Source organism: Aquabacterium sp. A7-Y (assembly GCF_026153205.1).
Classification (GTDB): domain Bacteria; phylum Pseudomonadota; class Gammaproteobacteria; order Burkholderiales; family Burkholderiaceae_C; genus Caldimonas.
On sequence record NZ_JAPFBW010000046.1, the window covers coordinates 14,982 to 37,728 of the forward strand.

The window sequence follows — 22,747 nt, forward strand, 5'->3', positions numbered from 1 at the left end:
CCGGCACGCCACCCGTCGGTCTTTCTACAGGAGTCCCCGCGATGCAAAAGAAAACCCCCTTGGGCCGGAACAAGACCGGCATCCAGATGTCCCCGGTCGATGCGGCCCGCATGCAGGCCGGCAGCGAAGCGGCGATGCTGCCGGACCAGGACGCCCTCGATGCCCCGCCGCCGCTCGTCGACACCAGCTATGCCAGCGTCCGCCAAGGCTACATGCGGGAGGACGAAGGCCTGGGCTCGGTGCCACCGCCCGGCACGCAGAAAGGCTTGTTGAAGTCGGGCGCCGACATGATCACCGGCACCCGGCCCCAGGTGCTGGTCGACAAGCTGGGCGAGCGTCTCGCCTTCGAGCGCGGCGGCGTGCGGCTGTACGACAGCCTGCTGGTGAAGTGCTCCGCCGCCGCGCACCCTCTGCCCGACGCAACACTGACACGCTGCGGCGCTTCCGCGACGAGGAGGCCCGCCACTTCGTGATCGTCGTCGAGGCCCTTCGCAGCCTCGGCGCCGACCCCACGGCGCAGACCCCCTGCGCGGATCTGGTCGGCGTCGAGAGCCTCGGGCTGGTACAGGCCATGAACGACCCGCGCACCTCGGTGCAGCAGGGCCTGCATGTGATGCTCGACGCGGAGCTGCTCGACAACGCCGGCTGGGACCTGCTGGCCCGGCTGGCCCGCGCGGCCGGCCATGACGAGATCGCCGAGGGCTTCGACGATGCACTACGCCAGGAGGCCGTTCACCCGGCCCAACTGCGCAGCTGGGTGGAGCTGATGACGCTGGGCGACAGCTCGATGCTGCGCCCTGCCGCGCCGCACTGAGCCGCCCGCCCCGGGACGCGCGCCGGGTCGACCGCCGCGCGTCCCCGCGCTTTCCTGTATTGACCTGTATAGACAAGTAGCTATCATGCGGTCCACCCTCCGTTTTTCGACCGCGCCATGTCCAGCCAGGCCGCCGCTCCCGAATACCTGAAACTCAAGCGCCACATCCTGGGCCGCATCGCCGCCGGCGACTGGCGGGCCGGCGAGCGCATCCCGAGCGAAGGCGAGCTGACGCGCGAGTTCGGGCTGTCGCGCATGACGGTCAACCGCGCGCTGCGCGAGCTGGCCGCCACCGGTGCGATCACGCGCGTGCAGGGCGTCGGCTCCTTCGTGGCGGGGCCCAAGGCCGAGTCCACGCTGGTCGAGGTGCACGGCATCCGCGACGAGATCCGTCAGCGCGGCCAGCGCCACCGCGCCGAGGTGCTGGCGCTGCGCCGGGTCGAGGCCGACGCGCTGCTCGCGCAGTCCTTCGGCATCGCGGTCGGCGCCCCGTTGTTCCACTCACTGCTGCTGCACCACGCCGACGAGCAGCCCCTGCAGCTCGAAGACCGGCATGTCAACCCGGGCGCCGTGCCGCATTACCTGGCGCAGGACTTCACGCTCGATACGCCCCACCACTATCTCTCGCGCGTCGCGCCGCTGGAACAGGCCGAGCATGTCATCGAGGCCGATGCCGCGACGCCCGAGACCGCCCGCCACCTGCAGCTGCAGCCCGACGAAGCGGTACTGATCCTGAACCGGCGCACCTGGTCGCACGGGCGTGTCGTCAGCGTCGCGCGGCTGATCCACCCGGCGCGGCGCTACCGCCTGAGCGGCCGCTTTTCATTCACCCAGCCGCAGCCCCCTCACGGCTGAGCCGAACGCACCCGCAAGGAGACACCGATGAGCAAGCCGGCCCGCAGCGTCCGCGCCCCGCGCGGCAGCCAGCTGCACTGCAAGAACTGGCTGATTGAAGCGGCCTACCGCATGATCCAGAACAACCTGGACCCCGAGGTGGCCGAGCGGCCCGAGGACCTGGTGGTCTACGGCGGCATCGGCAAGGCGGCGCGCGACTGGCCCGCCTTCGACGCCATCCTCGCCGCGCTGCGCGCGCTCGACGAGGACGAAACCCTGATCGTGCAGTCCGGCAAGCCGGTGGCCGTGTTGCGCACCCATGTCGATGCGCCGCGGGTGCTGCTGGCCAACTCCAACCTGGTGCCGAAGTGGGCCACCTGGGAGCACTTCCACGAGCTGGACCGCAAGGGCCTGATGATGTACGGCCAGATGACGGCCGGCAGCTGGATCTACATCGGCACTCAGGGCATCGTGCAGGGCACCTACGAAACCTTCGTCGAGCTGGGCCGGCAGCATTACGGCGGCGACTGGAGCGGCAAGTTCATCCTGACCGCCGGCCTGGGCGGCATGGGCGGCGCCCAGCCGCTGGCCGCGGTGCTGGCCGGGGCCCACTGCATCGTGGTCGAGTGCCAGGAGTCGCGCATCGACTTCCGCCTGCGCACCCGCTATGTCGACCACAAGGCCCACAGCATCAACGAGGCACTGGGCATCCTGGCACGCGCCGAGCGCCCGACCTCGGTCGCGCTGCTGGGCAATGCCGCCGAGCTGCTGCCGCAGTTCGTCGAGCGCGCCCGCCAGGGCAGCGCGCGCCCGGCAGCGGTGACCGACCAGACCTCCGCCCACGACCTCGTCAACGGCTACCTGCCCTACGGCTGGAGCGTGGCGCAATGGCAGGCCGCGCGGGTCGGCAGCGATGCCGAGCGCCTGCAGCTGGCGCAGGCAGCGGCGGCTTCCTGCGCAGACCATGTGCGCGCCATGCTGGACTTCCACCGCCTGGGCGTGCCGACGATCGACTACGGCAACAACATCCGCCAGGTCGCGCTGGACCAGGGCGTGCAGGACGCCTTCGCCTTCCCCGGATTCGTGCCCGCCTGCATCCGGCCGCTGTTCTGCGAGGGCAAGGGCCCGTTCCGCTGGGTCGCGCTGTCGGGCGACCCCGAGGACATCCACAAGACCGATGCCAAGGTCAAGCAGCTGTTCCCCGACAACATCCACCTGCACCGCTGGCTCGACCAGGCACGCGAGCGCATCGCCTTCCAGGGCCTGCCGGCGCGCATCTGCTGGCTGGGCCTGGGCGAGCGCCACCGGGCCGCGCTGGCCTTCAACGAGATGGTGCGCCGCGGCGAGCTGAAGGCGCCCATCGTGATCGGGCGCGACCACCTCGACTGCGGCTCGGTCGCCAGCCCCAACCGCGAGACCGAGGCGATGCTCGACGGCTCGGACGCGGTGAGCGACTGGCCGCTGCTGAACGCCTTGTCGGCCACCGCCGGCGGCGCCACCTGGGTCAGCCTGCACCACGGCGGCGGTGTCGGCATGGGCTACTCGCAGCACTCGGGGGTCGTGATTGTCTGCGACGGCAGCGCCGAGGCCGATGTCCGGCTGGCGCGCGTGCTGTGGAACGACCCGGCCATGGGGGTGGTGCGCCATGCCGATGCCGGCTATGAACTCGCTGCCGAGACGGCTCGGCGCCACGGCCTGAAGATCCCCTCCATCGCAGTTCAAGGAGCCGCGCAGTGACGCCCTCGTCCCCCTTCACCCTGCACCCGGGCCGCCTGGGCCTGCTGGACCTGCGCGCGATCGCGGCCGGCTTCCAGCCCATCGAGCTGGACCTCGACTGCCGCGCCGGCATCGCCGCGAGCGCGGCCGCCGTGCAGCGCATCTCGGGCGGCAGGCAGCCGGCCTACGGCATCAACACCGGCTTCGGCCGGCTCGCCAAGGTCCAGATCCCGGGGCACCAACTGGCCGACCTGCAGGCCAACCTGGTGCGCTCGCACGCGGTGGGCGTCGGGCCACTGCTGGACGACGACACGGTACGGCTGATCCTGGCGCTGAAGATCGCCTCGCTGGCGCGCGGCTACTCGGGCGTGCGACCCGAAGTCATCGATGCCGCGATCGCGATGTACAACGCCCAGATCTGGCCCTGCATCCCGAGCCAGGGCTCGGTGGGCGCCTCCGGCGACCTGGCGCCGCTGGCCCACCTGACGCTGCCGCTGATGGGCGAAGGTGAGGTGCGTGTGGACGGCCGGGTGATGGACGCCGCCAGCGCGCTGCAGCGCGCCGGGCTCCAGCCGCTGCGTCTTGCGGCCAAGGAGGGCCTGGCCCTGCTCAACGGCACCCAGGTGTCGACCGGCATCGCGCTGATGGGTCTGCTGCGCGCCGAGCAGGTGTTCGCCGCCGCCGTGGTGGCCGGGGCCCTGAGCGTGGACGCGGCCAAGGGTTCCGACGCGCCCTTCGACGACCGCATCCACCAGGTGCGCGGCCATGCCGGCCAGATCGACGTCGCGAAGCTCTACCGCGAGCTGCTGGCAGGCAGCGCGATCCGCGCCTCCCACCGCACCGGCGACGACCGCGTGCAGGACCCCTACTCGCTGCGCTGCCAGCCGCAGGTGATGGGCGCCTGCCTGGAGCTGATCCGCAACGCCGCCCGCACGCTGGTGGTCGAGGCCAACGCGGTGTCGGACAACCCGCTGGTGTTCGCCGACACCGGCGAGGTGCTGTCGGGCGGCAACTTCCACGCCGAGCCGGTCGCCTTCGCGGCCGACACGCTGGCGCTGGCGATCGCCGAGGTCGGCGCGCTGTCCGAGCGCCGCATCGCGCTGCTGATCGACGCCACGCTGTCGGGCCTGCCGCCCTTCCTGGTGGCCGAGCCCGGGCTCAACTCCGGCTTCATGATCGCCCACGTGACGGCCGCCGCGCTGGCGAGCGAAAACAAGACCCTGGCCCACCCGGCCAGCGTCGATTCGCTGCCCACCTCGGCCAACCAGGAGGACCACGTCAGCATGGCGACCTTCGCGGCGCGCAAGCTGGCCGACATGGCCACCAACGTGCGCCACATCATCGCGATCGAGCTGCTGGCCGCCGCGCAGGGCGTGGACTTCCACCGCCCGCTGCGCAGCTCGACGGCGCTCGAAGAGGCCCATGCCGCGATCCGGGCCAAGGTGCCGCACTATGCCCGCGACCGCTACTTCGCGCCCGACATCGCGGCGGCCGAACAGCTGATCGACGCCGGCACCTTCACTCGGTTTGCCGGCAGCGTGCTGCCGTCGTGGAGCGGGCAGTGAAGGCCGGCTGGCGGGAGCCCTGGCAGGGCCGCGTCGACCCCTTGGACGGTGAGGCCGGCCGGCGCTGGCACCAGGCTGTGCAGGCCTGGCAGCCGGGCGCCGCGCGCGGGGTGGCGCTGCTCGGGCTGGCAAGCGACGAGGGCGTGTCCCGCAACCAGGGCCGCGTCGGTGCCGCCCAGGGGCCGCTGGCCTTGCGCCGCATGCTGGCCAACCTGCCGGTGCACCGGCCGCTGCCCCTGTACGACGCCGGCGACGTCACGTGCGAGGCGGGCGACCTGGAAGCGGCACAGTCCGCCTATGCCGAGCGCGCGGCCGCCCTGCTCGACGACGGCCAGCTGGTGCTGGGCCTGGGCGGCGGCCACGAGATCGGCTGGGCCAGCTACCAGGGCCTGGTGCACAGCACCGCGCTGCGGGCCGGCGGCTCGCTGGCGATCGTCAATTTCGACGCCCACTTCGACCTGCGGCTGGCACCGCAGGCCAGCTCCGGCACCCCCTTCCGGCAGGCGCTGGACGAGGCCGAGGCCAGCGGCCGACGGGTCGCCTACCGCTGTGTCGGCATCAGCGTCACGGCCAACACGCGGGCCCTGTTCGACCATGCGCGCCAGCGCGGCGTGATCTGGAGCCCCGACGAGGCCCTGGACCTGCGCGGCCTGGACAGCTGCCGCGCCGAACTGCTGGCATGGCTGGCCGGCCACGACCACGTCTACCTGACCCTGTGCCTGGACGTGCTGCCGGCCAGCGTCGCGCCCGGCGTCAGCGCGCCGGCGGCACGCGGCGTGGCGATGGAGGTGCTGGAGCCGCTGGTCAAGGCGGTGGCCGGCTGCGGACGGCTGCGCCTGGCCGACATCGCGGAACTGTGCCCGCCGCACGACATCGACCAGCGCACCGCACGCACCGCGGCGCGGCTGGCCTGGCAGATCGTCGACGCCTGGCAGAGCGCCCGCAGCGCGGAGCCCGGAGCATGAACCGCGACGGCCTGCTCATCCGCAAGGTCCACCTCGCCACGCTGGACGAGGCCGGCGGCTGGGGCGAGCTGCGCGACGCCGCCCTGCTCGTCCAGGCCGGGCGCATTGCCTGGCTGGGCCCCGAGGCGCAGCTGCCCGACGGGCTGCCGGTCACCGACGAAGTGGACGGCCAGGGCGGCTGGCTCACGCCCGGCCTGATCGACTGCCACACCCACCTGGTCTGGGCCGGCAGCCGGAGCGCCGAGTTCGAACAGCGCCTGCAGGGCGCGAGCTACGAGGAGATCGCCCGCGCCGGCGGCGGCATCGTCTCGACCGTGCGGGCCACCCGCGCGGCCGACGAAGCGGCGCTGCTCGCGGCCAGCCGCCCGCGCCTCGAAGCGCTGAAGCGCGAAGGCGTGACGACGCTGGAGATCAAGTCCGGCTATGGGCTGGACACCGAGACCGAGCTGCGCCTGCTGCGCGTGGCGCGCCGGCTCGGCGAGGAGAGCGGCGTCCGGGTGCGCACCAGCTTCCTCGCAGCGCATGCGCTGCCGCCCGAGTTCCGCGGCCGCGCCGACGACTACATCGACCTCGTCGTGGACGAGATGCTTCCCGCGGCCTGCCGGGAGGGCCTGGCCGACGCCGTCGACGCCTTCTGCGAAGGCATCGGCTTCAGCCCGGCGCAGACCCGGCGGGTCTTCGAGGCGGCCCGTGCTCGCGGCCTGCCGGTGAAGCTACATGCCGACCAGCGGTCCGACCTGGGCGGCGCGGCGCTGGCCGCCGAGTTCGGTGCGCTGTCGGCCGACCACATCGAGTACAGCTCGGAGGCGTCCATCGCCGCGATGGCGCGCGCCGGCACGACGGCCGTGCTGCTGCCCGGCGCCTTCTATTGCCTGCGCGAGACCACCCTGCCCCCGGTCGACGCGCTGCGGCGCCACGGCGTGCCGATCGCCTTGTCGACCGACTGCAACCCCGGCACCAGCCCCTGCACGTCGCTGTTGCTGATGCTGCACATGGGCTGCACGCTGTTCCGGCTCACGCCGGCCGAAGCGCTGGCCGGCGTCACCCGCCACGCCGCACGCGCGCTGGGTCTGCAGGACGAATGCGGCCGGCTGCGCAGCGGACTCGCCGCCGACCTGGCGCTGTGGGCGGTGGACCACCCGCGCGACCTGGCCTGCCGCTTCGGCTTCAATCCCTGCGTCGCGTCATGGGCCGGCGGGCGGCGCCTCACGGGACCGGCGACATAGGAGCGTGCGAGGCCGCCGCCTCCGCGGCCGGCGGCGCCATCTCGACCCGGTCGCGGCCCAGCTCCTTGGCGCGGTAGAGCGCCGCATCGGCCCGCCGCAGCAGTTCGTCCCACTCGTCCCGGACTCCGCGCGCCACCCCGGCGCTCACGCTGACACGCAGCTCGGGCAGGCGCGTGAAACGCAGCGTGCCCGCCCGCACCCGCACCCGCTCGGCCATCTGCATCGCGCCGGCCTCGTCGATGTCGGAGCACACCACCAGGAACTCCTCGCCGCCGAGCCGCGCGACCAGGTCCCCGGTGCGCACGCAGGCCGGCAGCGAACGTGCGAATCTGCGCAGCACCGCGTCGCCGGCGGCATGGCCATGGCGATCGTTGATGCGCTTGAAGTGGTCGAGGTCGAAGGCCAGCACCACCAGCATCTCGGCCTGCCCGCGCGCCCGCGGCCGGTCGCGCGCATGCGCCTCCAGCGCCGCCTGCAGGCCGCGTCGGTTGAGCAGGCCGGTCAGCGGGTCGGCATTGGCGGTGTGCTGGTAGGACTCGATGGCGCGGAAGCTGCCCAGCATCAGCATGCAGAAATTCAGCAAGAACCAGAGGCTGACATCCACATGCAGCCAGAAGGAATTGATCAGGAACTGATCTGGCAGGTCGCGCGAGTTGACCAGCCACTCCAGCGCGTAGAGCACCATCAGGGTCAGCGCCGCGGCCTGCATCAGGCGCGCCGGTACCCGGTAGGGACGCAGCTTCAGCAGCCGCAGCTCCCAGGCGATCCAGCCCAGCATCACGACCTCGGTCCAGGTCTGAACCGCCTGAGGCAGCACCCAGTTCTGGCTCCGGTGGCCGGCCACCGCGACCCCGAGCACGGCCACGACCCCCGCCGACAGCGCCAGGTATTCATGCCGCGCCAGCGCCCGCTGGCGCACGAAACTCGCGGTGGACCAGGCCAGCCCGGCGAGTGAAAAGCAGGCCAGCAGCGCCCCGCCAAGCAGCACCGCCTCCAGGCTGCGGCGCACCGCCCCTTCCTCGAGGTCGGCGGTCGCGACGCCGCGCAGCGCCGCGCCTATCGTGTAGCCGAAATGGGCCCAGCCCCACAGGGCGATGCCGCGCAGGCCGGGCGACAGCCGGCTCACGTAGATCATCAGGCCCAGCAACACCAGCGCCAGCGTGCAGTCGCTGATGGTCGAGGCGTAGTCGTCGAGGCCCATGGCCTGGGGTCGCCAGAAACGGACGGGTGGTGGAAGTTCCAGAGAGAAGGGCAAGGCGCGCGCCAGCCAGGCAGGCAACCGGCCGGGGCGGCCGGCACGCTGCCGCCGAATAGGCCCTTACCCTGCTTGGACACGCACCGGCCGCGGGCGATACTGCGCAGGCCCTAGAGGAGTTCCGATGAGCAGTGCCGAGGATTTCGAATCGATCCGCAACTATTACGAGCGACCGGTGATGCAGGCCGTGTCCGAGGCCACCGCGCGTTATCCGCAGATGGCCGGCGAGCTGCTGCCCGACGTGGTCTGCGTCGCGCTCAACCGGCTGCCGCCACGTTATATCCGCCACGAAGTGGACCTGGTCTTCTACCTGACCGAGCGCGAGCGCGCCGACATCGAGACGGCCATCTCCGAGGCGGTGAGCTTCGCCTTCGAGTTCGTGCAGGCGCGCTGGGCGATGCGGGCGCGGCGCTAAGCGGCGCCGGCCCGGGGTGTCGGAAGCCGCCGCAAATGGGGATGCGCTGAACAGTCACTGTCCCGAAGTCAATGGCAGAAGACCAAGCCCGACGCGAAGGCCTCGAACGCCTTGAAGTTCACCCACGGGTAGGCGTGCAAGCCGATGGAGACGAGCGTCCAGGCCAGCGCGGCGGTGCAAATGAGCCTAGCACTGCCCGGCCCGAAGCTCTCCCGCGCTCCTTCCAGCCCAGAAAGGAGGACAAGGATGGACAGCGGAAAGGTCAGCAGGCCACCGAAAAACAGCAGCGCTCCTTGCCCTTCGTGGAACCCGCAGCTCAGATTGAAGGCCAATGCCGTCAGGAGATGCAGAAGGAGCGGCGGCACCAACGCTGGGAGTCCGGCACAAACGCTCAAGTGAACCGCAACGCTGGCCTCTCCTCGGGGTCCCGGCCATGGCGAGCCATGCCGCCGCTTGTGTCCATCCAATCGCTCTCTCCTCAGACATTCCACGGGCCACTTGCCTTCCGCGTGAAGTACAACTCAGCGGCAGTTCAATCGGCAAGCAGGATCCGCGAAGTCGAGGAAGACGGCACCGCAGGTGCCGAGAAATAAGACCTCTCAGCCCTGTTGCCGCCTAGAACCCCAGGAAGTTCGGCACCGGCGCACCATGGCCGCCACGGCGGCCGGCCGGGCGCACCAGGATGGTCGGGAAGCTGACCGGCAGGGTCTGCGGGAAGTCGCGGCTGTAGTGCAGCCCGCGGCTCTCGTGGCGCACCAGCGCCGAGCGCACGATCAGTTCCGCGCAGTCGACCAGGTTGCGCAGCTCCAGCAGGTCGCGGCTGACGCGGAAGTTGGCGTAGTAGTCGTCGATCTCGGTGCGCAGCAGCTTGATGCGGTGCAGCGCCCGCTCCAGCCGGCGTGTCGTGCGCACGATGCCGACGTAGTTCCACATCAGCAGACGCAGCTCGTCCCAGTTGTGGGCGATCACGACCTGCTCGTCGGCGTCCTCGACCTGGCTTTCGTCCCAGGCCGGCAGCGGGATGTGCTGGGGCGCCGCATGGCCGCGGATGTGCTCGGCCACCGTGCGGCCCAGCACCACACATTCCAGCAAGGAATTGCTGGCGAGCCGGTTGGCGCCGTGCAGGCCGGTATAGGTCGCTTCACCGGCCGCATAGAGCCCGGGCAGGTCGGTCCGTCCGTGCAGATCGGTGACCACCCCGCCGCAGGTGTAGTGCGCCGCCGGCACCACCGGGATGGGCTGCCGCGTGATGTCGATGCCCAGCTTCAGGCAGCGGGCGTAGATGGTCGGGAAGTGTTCCTTCAGGAACTCGGCGCCCAGGTGGGTGGCGTCGAGCCACACATGGTCGACGCCGTGTTTTTTCATCTCGAAGTCGATCGCCCGCGCGACGATGTCGCGCGGCGCCAGCTCGCCGCGCGCATCGTGCGCGGCCATGAAGCGGGTGCCGTCGGGCAGCTTGAGGTGGGCGCCCTCGCCGCGCAGCGCCTCGGTGATCAGGAAGCTGCGCTCCTGCGGGTGGTAGAGGCAGGTCGGGTGGAACTGGATGAACTCCATGTTGCCGACCCGGCAGCCGGCCCGCCAGGCCATCGCGATGCCATCGCCAGTGGCGGTTTCCGGGTTGCTGGTATAGCGGTAGACCTTGCCGACCCCGCCGGTGGCGAGCACCACGGCGGCAGCGGCCAGCGTCTCGACCCGGCCACTGTCGATGTCCAGCGCATAGACGCCGTAGCAGCGCGGCGGCTCGTCGCGCTTGAGGTGGCGCGAGGTGATCATGTCCACCGCCATCCAGCGCTCGCGCAACTGGATGCTGGGATGGGCGCGCACCCGCTCCAGCAGCACATCGTGGATCGCCTTGCCGGTGGCATCGGCGGCATGCGCGATGCGGCGCACCGCGTGGCCGCCCTCGCGCGTCAGATGCAGGCCCAGCGGGCCGCCAGGGTCGGGCGAGAAGGGCACGCCGCATTGCACCAGCCACTCGACCGCGGCGGCACTGTGCTCGGCAATGAAACGCGCGGTGTGCTCGTCGACGATGCCGGCGCCGGCATCCTGCGTGTCGCGCACGTGGCTGTCGATGCTGTCGTCGCTGCCCAGCACCCCGACGATACCGCCCTGCGCCCAGGCGGTGGCCGCCTCCTCGAGGTTGCGTTTGGCGAGCACCACCACCGGTCGGTGCTCGGCCAGGTGCAGCGCCACCGTGAGCCCGGCCAGGCCGGCTCCGATGATCACCACGGGCGCTTCAATGTTCGCTTGCATGCCAGTCCTGCTTGTCGTTGTCGGGGCCGCGGGCCCTTGTCTCCGCCTCGTGCGCTGCGTGTCGCCGGGGCCACGGGTGGAGATCGATTCTATCGGCCGGGCCGGCTGCGCGTCGCCCTCGACAGGCGAGCAGCACCAGGCCGGCGGCCAGCAGCAGCATAGTCTCGGGCTCCGGGACCGGCGTGAGGACATAGGCTGCGAAGCCGCCGCCCCGGACGTCGCCCGTGGCGAGGATCTGCCCCTTGTTGTTGATGTCCACCGCCGAAACCAGACTCAGCCCGAGCGCCGGATCGATCAGCGTATCCAGCGCGAGCACGCGGCTCTCCCCGGGATCGAACAAAAACGCGCGCAGTCCCACCCCCCCGGCGGACTGGTAGTCCGAAGTCCCGACCACCTGGCCGGCGTCGTTGAGGCCCTGGGTCTGGCAGAAACCCAGCCATTCCGAAGAAAACGGCAGCGGCGTGACGCTGCCGCTGGCGGTGTCGACAAGGGTGGCTCGACGGCTGTTCAGATCGGCGCCGAAGTCGCCGACCGCGACACCGTGCTGATTGATGTCCCACAACACGCTGTATCCGTAGCCGCCACTCACGTCCACCATGCCCTTCTCCGCGGTGTAGACGAAGGCATGGGGCTGGTGCATGTTCCCGTAGGCAAAGCCGACCACCTGACCGGCAGCATTGATGGCGTGCGCATAACTGTCGCGCGGGTGGCCGGCATCGATGTCCTGCACGCCCGCCCCGGGCCGGTAGATGAAGGCGTGGTTGTCGTGGCCGACCCGCCATGAACCCACCACGACGCCACGCTCGTTGAGGCCGTATCCCGCGCTGTAGTCGCCCCCGGAAACGAGACGCTGTACGCCCGCACCCGGGGTGTACAGAAAGGCACCGGAAAAGGCGGTCGCACTCCCTCCTTCTCCAGCCACTTGACCGCGGTTGTTGAGCTCCCACCCATAGCCCCGGGCAGCCGGCCCGCCGATGATCTCGACGCCAAGGCCCGGCGAATACAGAAAGGGTTGCACCGAGCCGCTGCGGTCCACCCTGTATCCGGCCACCTGCCCCACGTCGTTCAGCGACGTGCCCTCCAAGCCGAACCCGATCCGGGTCACGGTATAGGAGGGCGCCGCCTCCGCCTGCAAGCCGAGCCCGGAGAGGGCGAGGATCGCGAACATCGTCAAGGGTCTGGTCATCTGTCACTCCTTCCTTTGAAGTGCGGAGCCATTCGAACGGAATCGCCCCTGCAGAGCGGGTTGCAGCGCGGTCCCGCTGCCGATTCTCGAACCGGGGAACGCGCCGCCCGGCCATGCCCCTCCTGGGGCAAACCCTTCCCGCAAACGGGAGGCCCTCCCAAGCAAGGCGGCGCCTATGTTTTCAGGGCAGGCGGCGCGAGCGGCTTGCAAGGGTCGGCGCCTGCTCTCCCCCCTGCCGCGCCGGGTCAAGGACCTTCACATGGACAGAGGTTTGACATGGCAATCATCCCGGGCACGAGCGGCGACGACACGCTGATCGACAACGGCAAGGACACCGAATCGGAACTCAACAGCAACTGGTCGGAGGGTGAGGACACGATGGTCGGTGGGATCAACAACGACACCTACCGCGTCAACTCGGAGGGTGACCAGGTCGTCGAGCTGGCGGGGCAAGGCACCGATACGGTGCTCTCACGCCTGCCCTACTACCGACTGCCGGACCACGTGGAGAACCTCGCGCTGCACCCGACGCCGCACGTGGCCATGCCGCTGGCCGGTGTCGGCAACGCCCTCGACAACCGGATCAACGGCGGCCCCGACGACAACCTGCTAGTGGGCCTGGACGGGAACGACAGCCTGCACGGCAACACGGCCAGCGACACGCTGCTGGGGGGCCGCGGCGACGACAACCTGCGGGGCGACTGGGGGAACGACAGCCTGCACGGCGACGAGGGGAACGACCTGCTGAACGGCAGCTTCGGCCGGGACCTGATGTATGGCGGCAGCGGCGACGACCGCCTGCACGGCGAGCACGAGCAGGACGTCCTCGACGGTGGCGACGGCGACGACATCCTGTTCGCCGCCCAGGACGCGAGCAAGGACCTGCTGATCGGCGGCGCCGGCAACGACATCTACCATCTCGACGGCCAAGACGAGGTGGTCGAGCAAGCCGGCGACGGCATCGACCAGCTGGTCGCGTGGGCGGACACGATCCTGGGGGCCCACCTGGAGAACCTCAGGCTCAGCGACGGGGCCCCGCAGGCCAAGCTCGGACGCGGCAATGAACTGGACAATGTGCTCACCGGCAGCCAGTACTCGAACCGGCTCGAGGGACTCGCGGGCGACGATACGCTCTACGGCATGAGCGGCCACGACGTACTGGACGGGGGCTCCGGCAGCGACCGACTGTTCGGGGATATCGGCGACGACCGGCTCGACGGCGGCGGCTTCACCGGCACGCCGGACCTCCTGGCCGGCGGTGCCGGCAACGACAGCTACGTCTTCCATGGCGACGAGACGCTGGTGGAACGGGCCGAGGAAGGGACCGACGAGGTCCTGTCCACGACCAACGCGACACTCGGCACGCACTTCGAGAACCTCACGCTGTCCGACACAGCCGGCCCGGGCGTGCTCAACGGCGGGGGCAACAACCTGGCCAACCTCATCACCGGCAACCGGTGGAACAACGTGCTGTTCGGACTCGACGGCCACGACACGCTGCGCGGCGACTCAGGCGACGATGTGCTGAGCGGCGGCACCGGCAACGACCAGCTGCGGGGTGAGGCCGGGGACGACCTCCTCCATGGGGGCGCTGGCCGCGACCGCTTCGTCTTCGGCGCGCCGGACGGGGGCCGGGGCGACGAGGTGCTCGACTTCGACCCGGCGCAAGACACCCTGGTGCTGCTGGACGAGCTCGACACGGGGGCCCGGGGGAGCGTCCCGGGCGGAATCGCGGGCCTGTCCTTCACCGCGGGCCACCTGGCCGACGCCGCCTTCTTCAAAGGCAGCGGCTTGACGGGCCAGGAGGCCGGCAGTCACAGCGGCATCTACGTGAACACGCTGACCGGCTGGGTCTGGTACAACCCGAGCACCGCCGAAGCCGGCGACTCGCGCTTGGTAGCGCGCCTGTCCGGCGACCTGGTGGCCCGCATGGACAGCACCGACTTCACCTACGGCGCGGGTTGAGCCGGCCCGGGGTCAGGCAGACGCGGCCGGGCTGCGGCGGCTTCCTCCTGTTGCGCTGCCGCAGTCTGGCCCCCCCGCACCCACGGAAGACGCGCGGGACCTGACAGTCCGCCATCGCTGGGAAGTGGCGACCCGGCAGGCCCGCGCCACCGCCCACCGCAACATCCGGTGCTCTACCCCGGGTCAGCATGCAGCCACGCTTGCAGCTGAACCGGGACACCCGGCCCTACAGCACCACGTGGTCGACCAGAAAGTCGAGCACCACCCGCACCCGCGCCGGCAGCCGTCCCGGGCCGCCGAGGTAGACGGCATGGACCGGTTCCCGCTCGCCGGGGTTGAAGGCTTCCAGGACCGGGACGAGCCGGCCCGCGTCGAGGTCGGCCTGCACGTGGAACAGCGACAGGCGTGCCAGACCGACACCCTCGATGGCCAGGCGGCGCAGGGTCTCGCCGTCCCCGGCCCGCACCGAGCCGGCCACCTTGATCTCGACGCAGCGGCCGTCGACGAGCATGGGCCAGTCCGGGCGGCTGCGCCGGTAGCTCCAGCCCAGACGCTTGTGGACCAGCAGGTCCCCGGGCGTGCGCGGCGTGCCGTGGCGCCGCAGATAGGCCGGCGCCGCGACGATGGCTTGCCGGGTCTCGCCGAGCAGCCGGGCCACCAGCCCCGACGCCGGCAGCCGGCCCCAGCGTATCGCGATGTCGGTGCGCTCCTCCATGAGGTCCACCACCTGGTCCGTCAGCGTGATGTCGAGTGCCAGCTCCGGGTACTGCTCGGCAAAGCGGGGCACCAGCGGCAGCAGCACGTGGTGGCCGAAGGGCAGGCTGGCATTGACCCTGACGCGCCCGCGCGGAGCCCCGCCGCCGGAGGCGCTGCGCTCCGCCTCGTCGATGTCGGCGAGCACACGCGCACAGCGCTCATAGAACTCGCTGCCCTCGGGCGTGAGCTGCAGCTTGCGGGTCGAGCGGTGCACCAGGCGGGCGCCCAGCCGCGCCTCCAGCCGCCCGATCAGCTTGCTGACCGCCGACGGTGTCAGCTCCAGGTGACGCGCCGCGGCGGAAAAGCCGCCGCGGTCCACCACCTGCACGAAGACCTCCATCTCGCCGGAGCGGTTCACGTCGGTGGGAGACATGGCTTGTGAACTGAGTTCATAGATGAATGTCTCCTGGGCATTCTAGTCATGCCCATCGGCGCCGGGCACAGTCGGCCCATCTGCCACTCCGTCGAGGAATTCGCGACATGGAACATCGACTGCTCGGCCGCTCCGGACTGAAGGTGCCGGCGCTCGGTTTCGGCGCCGGCACCTTCGGGGGCCAGGGGCCGCTTTTCAGTGCCTGGGGCGCCACCGACGTCGCGGGCGCCAGGCGCATCGTCGACCTCTGCCTGGAGGCCGGCGTGAGCCTGTTCGACAGCGCCGACGTGTACTCGGACGGCGCCTCCGAGGCCATCCTCGGGGCCGCGCTCGAAGGCCGCCGCGACCAGGCGCTGATCTCCACCAAGATGGCGCTGCGCACCGGCCCCGGCCCGAACGACGCAGGAAGCTCGCGCCACCGCCTGATCGCGGCCACCGAGGCTGCGCTGCGGCGACTGAAAACCGACTACATCGACCTGCTGCAACTGCACGCCTTCGACGCGTCCACTCCGGTCGAAGAAAGCCTCAGGGCGCTCGACGACCTGGTGCGGGCCGGCAAGGTGCGCTACATCGGCGCGTCGAACTTCTCGGGATGGCAGCTGATGAAGTCGCTCGCCGCTTCGGAGCGGCTCGGCCTGTCGCGGTATGTCGCCAACCAGACCTACTACTCGCTGGTGGGACGCGACTATGAATGGGAGCTGATGCCGCTGGGGCTGGACCAGGGCGTGGGCGCCATCGTCTGGAGCCCGCTCGGCTGGGGCCGGCTGACCGGCAAGATCCGGCGGGGGCGGCCGCTGCCTGCGGGCAGCCGTCTGCACGAGACAGCCCGCTACGCGCCGCCGGTGGACGACGAGCACCTGTACCGCATCGTCGATGTGATGGACGAGGTGGCCGTCGAGACTGGCAAGACGCTGCCGCAGATCGCCATCAACTGGCTGCTGCGGCGGCCCAGCGTCACCAGCGTGCTGATCGGTGCACGCGACGAGAGGCAGTTGAAGGAGAACCTCGGCGCGCTCGGATGGGCGTTGACCCCGGCGCAGATGGACCGGCTGGACGCGGCCAGCCTGCTCACCCCGCCCTACCCCTACTACCCCTACTGGCGGGGCCAGTTCACCGAGCTGGCGCCGCCCCCGGTGCGGCTCAATCCAGCCGCATCTGCAGGCGCAGGTAGCTGATCGTGCCCTCGGGCCGGTTGCGCACCGAGAACTCGCGCAGCACCTTGAACTCGACGGCCCAGCGCCCGTCCTCCGAGGTGTAGCCGACCAGCGGGCCGAGGCCCAGGCTCTGCACCTTGTTGCCGTGCGAGGCCACGTCGGGCCCGCTGTCGTCGGTGGTCTGCCTCAGCACGAAACCCTGCAGGCCCAGGCGGGTCGTGTCGTTCAGGCGATACAGCCCGCTGACGTCGCTGTGCAAGTACTGGCCCGAGCGCACGTCGGTGTCGCGGTTGCGGGTGTTGAAGGAATAGGTCGTGCGGGAGCCGACCTCGAAACCGTTCTCCCACACGTAGGACGCCACCACGCCGGGGCGCACGGTCCAGAAGTTGCCGGCACCCGGGTTCACCGCGCGGTCCTCGTCGTAGTCGCCCGTGGGCGCCACCAGGCCGAGGCTGGTGACGAGGCGGTAGTCGTCGGTCTGCCAGTCCAGGAAGGCGGCCATCTCCGTGTCGCCGATGCCCGACTTGCTGTCCGACACGGTGCCGCCCGGGAAGGACACCTCGTTGCGCTGGTGCACGATGGGCAGCGACACGGAAGCGCCGACCCGGCCTTCGAGGTAACGCAGCTCCGAGATGTAGGTCAGCCGCGGCACCACCACGGTGGCCTCGATCTTCGGCCGCACCCGCAGCTGCTGTCCGTCCAGCGTGGCGACATTGCTGTTGCCGTCGTTGTCGCGCACCTTGGTGGCGCGGTAGTGCTGCAGCCACACCTGGCCGTACCAGCCGGGGAACTGCGGGCTGGTCAGCTCCTGGCCGGGGCCGCCGAGCAGGGCGCGCACCTGGCCGTTTTCAGTGGCGAGCGCCGAAGAAGAAAAAGTGACAGCGGCCGAGACAGCGGCCAGCAGAACGGGACGGGAGAGTGTCATGGTCGTCTTGACGTGCTTGGGTCGAACCCGGCAAGCGGCACGCAAGCCGGACAAGCCGGCCCGTGCGCTCCTCGTCCTGCGGTGCTGCTGCTGGGGGCGAGGCCGATCCGGGGATGAAAGATCGGCCGGCATCATATCGGCGCTGGTGTCATCTGCGCCGGATGTCGCACTGAAGAGACAGTCTATCCCTTACGCCACACTTACATATTAATATATTAAGTGATTAGATCCTATGTTTTCTTTACCGGAGAAGCTCGCGCAGCGGGCCTCGACGGTGCCATCGACTTGCGGTTCCCCGATGCTGTTCACCTCCTGCTCCCCCCTCGCCGTCGTGCGCAGCTGCACCGCTGCCCTGCTTGTCCTGGCCGCCTGCGGCACGCGGGCCGCCGAGCCGACGACGGCCCCGGCAGCCGGGCCCGCCAAAGTGGAGCTCGAGGGTGTGCTCTTCGATGAGACCGTCTTGCACGGCGGCCAGGTCCTGCCGCTGAACGGCGTGGGGCTTTCCAGCATCCTGTCGGCCCGGTCGATGGTCGTGGCCCTCTACCTGCCCAGCAAGCAGAAAACGATCGAAGGCGCGCTGAACGTCAAGGGTCCCAAGCGCATCCACTACTGCACGATCCGCACCATCTCGACGCGCGACCTCGCCAACGCGATGCTCGACCGCATCCGCCAGAACACGACGACCGAGGAGTTCTCCGCCAACATCGTGCAGACCGCCCAGCTGGGCGCCGTCTTCGGCACCCGCAAGGAAGTGCGCAAGGGCGACTGCGCGCTGATCGACTGGATGCCGGCCACGCAGAGCACCGAGTTCCGCCTCAACGGCGAGCTGCTCGAGCAGCCGATCAAGGGCGAGAGCTTCTTCCAGATGATGATGAAGGTGTGGATCGGCCCCAATGTGCGGGCCTCCACCCGCGAAGCGCTGCTCGGCCTGCGCTGAGGCCAAGAGAAGCCCCTCGTGAGCGAGAGGGGCTGGTGATGCAGACAGCTTGCGTGCGCCATCCCGGCCTGCGACGCTGTCGCCCACGGACCCCGCGGCGACCGGGCTGATCCGGGCGGGCGTCCGCATCACCGGAGGATCACCATGCATCCCTTGCCGCTACTCTCTGCGGTTGCCGCCCTGCTGGCCGCCACCACCGTCCTCGCGAACGAGCCGACATCCGGGCCCGAGGCCCCCCTCCCTTCCCCACCGGCCGGCTTCAGCCCGCCGCCCCAGCTGCTCGCCTTTCCAGACGCAGCACCCGGCGATCCACGCCTGTCCTTTCCTGAATGCGCCGGCATCCCGCCGAGCGATGAAGCGCCCTTCTACGACTACAACGGCTTGTCGGGCCGCTATGCGGGCAGCCGGCCCGCCGCTGAGGGGCAGCCGCTGCAGATCGGTTTTGCCCTCACCTCCAGCGGGCCGGGACCGTGGGCCGAAGGGGAGTACAGCGGGTGGTTCATGACCGCCGAAGGTGCGGCGCGCTGGCACGCGGGTCACTTCAGGGCGCTCGCGGTCAACCCGGCCTTCATGCCCAGCATCGTGCTCACGTCCGGCTTCGACACCGCCAACCAGGGCTACAGCGTCCTCGGGCTGCGCAAGGATGCGGCAAGCGGACGGATCACCGCCCTGTGCCTCTACAGCTGGAGGCAGGAGTGGCCGCCGACGGTGTTCCCGCGGCGGCCGTTCGCGCTCTGGCGCATGTTCTAGAACCTGTCTCGAAATCGTTGACGCACTTCGCCGCCGACGTTCTCGAAGTACACCTCGATGCCCTCCGGCAGGCGGTGGCCATTGGCGATCTCCTTCCAGGCGGTCAGGCAGGTTCGGTTGAGGCCCGCTGCAAGGACGCGCTCAGCGGCGCTCAGTGGCGCGCGGGGCGCGGGCCGTAGCGCAGCGTGAGCAGCGTGCCCAGCGCCAACGTGGTGACGGCGAACGCCGGGCCGCCGAGCGCGCCGATGTGGTCGACCAGGAGGCCGCCGCCGATGGCACCGCTCGCGATGGCGATCTGGAATGCCGCCACCAGCAGGCCGCCGGCACCTTCGGCCTGGTCCGGCGCGGCACGCACGATCCAGGTCTGGAAACCGACCGGAAAGGCACCGAAGGCAAAGCCCCACAGCGCGACGGCAACCGCCGTGACGATGGCCGAGCTCCCCGCGACCAGCAGGCTCGTCGCGAGTGCAGCGATCAGCGCAGCGCCGAAGACGATGGCGTGACGCTCGCTGCGCTCGGCGATGAAGCCGCCGGCGAAGTTGCCGAAGAAGCCGCCGATGCCATAACCGAGCAGGATGGCGGAGATGGCGCTCACCGAAAGACCGGTGACGTCTTCCATCAGCGGGCGGATGTAGGTGAAGCCCGCGAAGTGGCCGGAGATCACGAGCAGCACGGCCAGCAGGGCGATGCGCACGCCGGGGCGGGCGATCAGCTCGCCCAGCACGCGCAGGTTCGGGTTGTCGCGCGGCGGCAGCGCCGGCAGCGTGAACCACTGGGCGACGAGCGTGAGCACGCTGGCGGCGCCGGCTGCGACGAAGGCGCTGCGCCAGCCCCACAGGTCGCCCATCCAGGCACCGATGGGGGCAGCACAGACGGTGGCGACGGACACGCCGGTGAGAATGACCGACATGGCGCGCGCGAACAGCGGCTCGGGCACCAGGCGCATGGCGAGCGCGGCCGCCATGGACCAGAAGCCGCCAAGCGCGATGCCCAGCATGACGCGCGCGACGAGCAGCACGGCCAGGCTGCTGGCGGTGGCCGCCAGCGCATTGGAGATCATCAGCAGCGTGGTGAGCGCGAGCAGCACGGCCCTGCGGTCGAAGCGGCGGGTGAGCAGCGGGATGGACGGCGCCGCGACGGCACCGACCAGCGCCGTGGCGGTGACGGCCTGGCCCGCGGCGCCGGCCGACACGCCCAGGTCGGCCGCGATCGCAGTGAGCAGGCTGGCCGGCAGGAACTCGGCTGTCACGAGGCCGAACACACCCAGTGCGAGCGAGGCCACGGCGGGCCAGCGGGCGACCGTGGCGACACCGGTGGCGGGGCCTGGTGCGCCGGCGGCGCGGGCATCGAGGCAATTGGAGCAGGAAGCGGATGACATCGTTGTTGCGGTTGTGGTGGTCGAAGCCAGCAGCTTAGGGATAAGATTCTGGCGTTTCCATGCCAGAACTTCCGAAATGCTTGACCATTTGTCCGAGGCACCGCGCACCCGGCACAGCGAGCTGCCCGACGTGCCCGACACCCTCACCGAGATCCTGCAAGGGCTGCGGCTCGACGGCGTCGAGTACGGCCGCTGCGTGTTGCATCCGCCGTGGGCGGTGGCGTTTCCGGCGCAAGGGTCGGCCCGCTTTCACTTCGTCTCCAGCGGTAGCTGCTGGCTGCGCACGCCGTCGACCGACTGGGTCCAGCTGAAGCCCGGCGACGCCGTGCTGCTGCCGCGCGGCAGCTTCCACGTGCTGGCGAGCGCACCCGAGGTGCCGGTGGTGGACATCGACTCGCTGGCGCGGGTGGCAGTGTCGGAGAACATCTACCTCGTGCGGGGCGAGGCGCTCTCCGGCGCGGACGGAAACGCTGCGCCGGCCGACGTGATGTTCTGCGGCGCCATGCGCTTCAACCTCGATCCGCTGCACCCGCTGGTCACCATGATGCCGGACGTGATGCGCGCCGGCGACCTCGCGCAGCGCGACCCCACGGTGCCCGCGCTGCTGGATGCGATGGAACGCGAGATCGCGCTCGAACGCATCGGCGCGTGCGGCATCCTCGCGCGCATGGCGGACGTGCTCGCCGCCAGCATCATCCGCGCCTGGGTGGAGTGCGGCTGCAACAACCCGACGGGCTGGATCGCCGCGGTGCGCTGCCCGAAGATCGGCAAGGTGCTCGCCGCCATCCACGCCGCTCCCGAACGCGACTGGACCGTGCCGGCGCTGGCCGAGCTGATGGGCGCCTCGCGCTCGACCTTCGCGGAGGCATTCACGCGCACACTCGGCGAAAGCCCGGCCAGGTACGTGGCCAAGGTGAAGATGTTCCAGGCCCGTCGCTGGATCGCGCGAGACGGCATGCGCATCTCCGTGGCCGCCAACCGGCTGGGCTATGACTCGGAGGCGTCGTTCAGCCGCGCTTTCAAGCGCGTCATCGGCCACCCGCCGAGCGCGGCGCGGGCAGAGCACCTGCAGTCGCGCCCTTGACGCCGCCAGCGCCGCATACCAGCAACATCGCTGCCAAGGTCCTCGCGTATTTCACGTCTTCCATCTGAGGCCTCCTACCGTCGATCCTGTCCGTTCAGTCCGCTGAGTCGATGGCGTTGTGCCGGAACATCGTGGATGCTTTTGGCAGCAGCATCCGGGCAGTTGCAATAGGCCTATCCGTATCAACATGCCGACAGCGGAGAGTCGCATGGTTCAACTATCCCCACGCCAGATGGTGGTGGCGGTGGTCAGGAATCGGGCGCACCGTCTGCTGGGTGGCATCCGGCGCGGCGGCCACAAGGCGGCGGTCTGGTCCGAGGAGGCCCGGCGCGCCCATGGCGAATCGATCTACCGGGTGCTGTCGCCCTACGTGGGCGATGTCGCCGGCCAGACGGGCCTGGAGATCGCGCCGGGCGACAACCTGGGGGTGTGCGGCCAGTTTCTCAAGGCTGGCGCTGACCGCTGGTGGGCCCGGCGGATTTGTGCCAGAAGCCGATGGCGCCGCACCCGCCACCCCACCCTCCCCAGTCCCGCCAACACGCAGACCCACGTCTGCGGTTCCGGCACCGGCGTCAGCAGGTAAGCCGACAGCCGGGCATTTCCGCTCGCAACGGCGACGATCTGGCCGAGCTCGTTGAGGTCGCTGGCCCGAGTCAACGTGGTGCCCGGCAGGTCGACCAGGCTGTTGAGATCCTGGAAGGACCGGCCGTCGACCGAGACCAAGGCCCTGTATTCGCCCCGGTCCAGCGCGGGGTCGTACCGAAACATCTCGCCGATCACGACGCCGACTTCGTTGAGGTCGCGGGGCCCTGGCCTGTTGCTGCTGCCCCGGCGATGGGGCCGGTGGCAGCACGATCTCGTGCACCTGTCCGTCCTTCCACAGCCCCACCGCGCCCATCTGGTACCTTTCCGAGCGGTTGTCGCCGGCACGCTCAATGCGCGCCGTCGGCCGCTTGCGGCGAGAACTCGAGCGGCTCTTCCTCGAGGGCTCGTATCGCCTCAGCAAGCGCCAGCTCGTCTGTTTCGAACGGGTCGTCCCAAACGTGCGACGTGTTCTGTTGGTCAACCACCTCGAGAATCCACTTGCCCTTGCCGTCCTCGTAGATCTCGACCTGCACGGTTACGCCATGCCTCGAAATCGTCTGGCTCAGTGGCGATTCGATGACGACCGGGTCATTTTCAACACTCATGTTCTA

At 70.2% G+C, this 22,747-nt stretch carries 22 protein-coding genes; 14 read left to right on the plus strand and 8 right to left on the minus strand.

The genetic code is table 11. The features are described 5' to 3' along the window. Positions 1-41 precede the first annotated feature (41 nt). From OOT46_RS27935 to hutI, 7 genes are all read left to right on the plus strand, one after another. A complete protein-coding gene (locus OOT46_RS27935; RefSeq protein WP_265406902.1) occupies positions 42-473 on the plus strand; it encodes a hypothetical protein in 432 nt (143 codons plus the stop codon). Further along, entirely contained in the window at positions 470-814 is a 345-nt protein-coding gene (locus tag OOT46_RS27940) for a hypothetical protein (RefSeq protein ID WP_265406903.1), read from the plus strand. The genes OOT46_RS27935 and OOT46_RS27940 overlap by 4 nt, the downstream gene beginning before the upstream one ends. 117 nt (positions 815-931) lie before the next feature. Then, a complete protein-coding gene (gene hutC, locus OOT46_RS27945) occupies positions 932-1,669 on the plus strand; it encodes a histidine utilization repressor (RefSeq protein WP_265406904.1) in 738 nt (245 codons plus the stop codon). A 27-nt stretch (positions 1,670-1,696) separates the two neighbouring features. Next, positions 1,697-3,385, plus strand: a complete 1,689-nt coding sequence (gene hutU, locus OOT46_RS27950) for a urocanate hydratase (protein WP_322114305.1) — start codon at positions 1,697-1,699, stop codon at positions 3,383-3,385. Next, positions 3,382-4,929: a histidine ammonia-lyase gene (hutH, locus tag OOT46_RS27955; protein ID WP_265406905.1), complete on the plus strand. Its 1,548-nt coding sequence runs from the start codon at positions 3,382-3,384 to the stop codon at positions 4,927-4,929. The genes hutU and hutH overlap by 4 nt, the downstream gene beginning before the upstream one ends. Beyond that, positions 4,926-5,894, plus strand: a complete 969-nt coding sequence (gene hutG, locus OOT46_RS27960) for a formimidoylglutamase (RefSeq protein WP_265406906.1) — start codon at positions 4,926-4,928, stop codon at positions 5,892-5,894. The genes hutH and hutG overlap by 4 nt, the downstream gene beginning before the upstream one ends. Further along, positions 5,891-7,120 (plus strand): imidazolonepropionase, encoded by a 1,230-nt coding sequence (hutI, locus tag OOT46_RS27965; RefSeq protein WP_265406907.1) that lies wholly within the window; start codon positions 5,891-5,893, stop codon positions 7,118-7,120. The genes hutG and hutI overlap by 4 nt, the downstream gene beginning before the upstream one ends. On the opposite strand, the gene OOT46_RS27970 is transcribed toward hutI, so the two are convergent. After that, the gene (locus OOT46_RS27970) at positions 7,101-8,321 is read right to left on the minus strand and encodes a sensor domain-containing diguanylate cyclase (RefSeq protein WP_265406908.1); all 1,221 of its coding nucleotides are present in this window, start codon (positions 8,319-8,321) and stop codon (positions 7,101-7,103) included. The two genes, hutI and OOT46_RS27970, sit on opposite strands and share 20 nt — an antisense overlap. Before the next feature lie 178 nt (positions 8,322-8,499). On the opposite strand from OOT46_RS27970, the gene OOT46_RS27975 reads away from it, so the two are divergent. Further along, positions 8,500-8,790 (plus strand): late competence development ComFB family protein, encoded by a 291-nt coding sequence (locus OOT46_RS27975; protein WP_265406909.1) that lies wholly within the window; start codon positions 8,500-8,502, stop codon positions 8,788-8,790. A 68-nt stretch (positions 8,791-8,858) separates the two neighbouring features. Here OOT46_RS27975 and OOT46_RS27980 read toward each other — a convergent pair whose 3' ends face one another. The 3 genes from OOT46_RS27980 to OOT46_RS27990 form a co-directional block, all read right to left on the minus strand. Then, complete coding sequence (locus tag OOT46_RS27980; RefSeq protein WP_265406910.1) at positions 8,859-9,158, minus strand: hypothetical protein; 300 nt, start codon at positions 9,156-9,158, stop codon at positions 8,859-8,861. Between the two features lie 247 nt (positions 9,159-9,405). Continuing rightward, on the minus strand, positions 9,406-11,043 hold the full coding sequence (gene nadB, locus OOT46_RS27985; protein WP_265406911.1) for an L-aspartate oxidase: 1,638 nt from the start codon (positions 11,041-11,043) through the stop codon (positions 9,406-9,408). Further along, positions 11,027-12,229: a PEP-CTERM sorting domain-containing protein gene (locus OOT46_RS27990; RefSeq protein ID WP_265406912.1), complete on the minus strand. Its 1,203-nt coding sequence runs from the start codon at positions 12,227-12,229 to the stop codon at positions 11,027-11,029. Before OOT46_RS27990 ends, nadB begins: the two co-directional genes overlap by 17 nt. A 276-nt stretch (positions 12,230-12,505) precedes the next feature. Between OOT46_RS27990 and OOT46_RS27995 the strand changes: the two genes are divergently transcribed. After that, entirely contained in the window at positions 12,506-14,194 is a 1,689-nt protein-coding gene (locus OOT46_RS27995; protein ID WP_265406913.1) for a calcium-binding protein, read from the plus strand. 226 nt (positions 14,195-14,420) lie between these two features. Here OOT46_RS27995 and OOT46_RS28000 read toward each other — a convergent pair whose 3' ends face one another. Next, positions 14,421-15,323, minus strand: a complete 903-nt coding sequence (locus OOT46_RS28000; protein WP_265406914.1) for a LysR family transcriptional regulator — start codon at positions 15,321-15,323, stop codon at positions 14,421-14,423. Between the two features lie 107 nt (positions 15,324-15,430). On the opposite strand from OOT46_RS28000, the gene OOT46_RS28005 reads away from it, so the two are divergent. Next, positions 15,431-16,498, plus strand: coding sequence for an aldo/keto reductase (locus tag OOT46_RS28005; RefSeq protein ID WP_265406915.1), 1,068 nt, complete (start codon positions 15,431-15,433; stop codon positions 16,496-16,498). Here OOT46_RS28005 and OOT46_RS28010 read toward each other — a convergent pair. Continuing rightward, complete coding sequence (locus tag OOT46_RS28010; protein ID WP_265406916.1) at positions 16,464-17,402, minus strand: SphA family protein; 939 nt, start codon at positions 17,400-17,402, stop codon at positions 16,464-16,466. The two genes, OOT46_RS28005 and OOT46_RS28010, sit on opposite strands and share 35 nt — an antisense overlap. A gap of 298 nt (positions 17,403-17,700) precedes the next feature. Here OOT46_RS28010 and OOT46_RS28015 point away from each other — a divergent pair, with 298 nt between their 5' ends. Both OOT46_RS28015 and OOT46_RS28020 read left to right on the plus strand, forming a co-directional pair. Then, a complete protein-coding gene (locus OOT46_RS28015) occupies positions 17,701-18,339 on the plus strand; it encodes a chalcone isomerase family protein (protein WP_265406917.1) in 639 nt (212 codons plus the stop codon). 144 nt (positions 18,340-18,483) lie between these two features. After that, the gene (locus OOT46_RS28020) at positions 18,484-19,089 is read left to right on the plus strand and encodes a hypothetical protein (RefSeq protein ID WP_265406918.1); all 606 of its coding nucleotides are present in this window, start codon (positions 18,484-18,486) and stop codon (positions 19,087-19,089) included. 151 nt (positions 19,090-19,240) lie between these two features. On the opposite strand, the gene OOT46_RS28025 is transcribed toward OOT46_RS28020, so the two are convergent. Next, positions 19,241-20,467, minus strand: a complete 1,227-nt coding sequence (locus OOT46_RS28025) for an MFS transporter (protein ID WP_265406919.1) — start codon at positions 20,465-20,467, stop codon at positions 19,241-19,243. A 76-nt stretch (positions 20,468-20,543) separates the two neighbouring features. On the opposite strand from OOT46_RS28025, the gene OOT46_RS28030 reads away from it, so the two are divergent. Together OOT46_RS28030 and OOT46_RS28035 are read left to right on the plus strand one after the other, a co-directional pair. Beyond that, positions 20,544-21,551 (plus strand): AraC family transcriptional regulator, encoded by a 1,008-nt coding sequence (locus OOT46_RS28030; protein WP_265406920.1) that lies wholly within the window; start codon positions 20,544-20,546, stop codon positions 21,549-21,551. A gap of 208 nt (positions 21,552-21,759) precedes the next feature. Continuing rightward, entirely contained in the window at positions 21,760-22,134 is a 375-nt protein-coding gene (locus OOT46_RS28035; protein ID WP_265406921.1) for a hypothetical protein, read from the plus strand. A gap of 349 nt (positions 22,135-22,483) precedes the next feature. On the opposite strand, the gene OOT46_RS28040 is transcribed toward OOT46_RS28035, so the two are convergent. Continuing rightward, positions 22,484-22,741 carry a hypothetical protein gene (locus tag OOT46_RS28040; RefSeq protein WP_265406922.1) on the minus strand — a complete coding sequence of 86 codons (258 nt, stop codon included), beginning with the start codon at positions 22,739-22,741 and terminating at the stop codon, positions 22,484-22,486. Positions 22,742-22,747 lie beyond the last annotated feature (6 nt).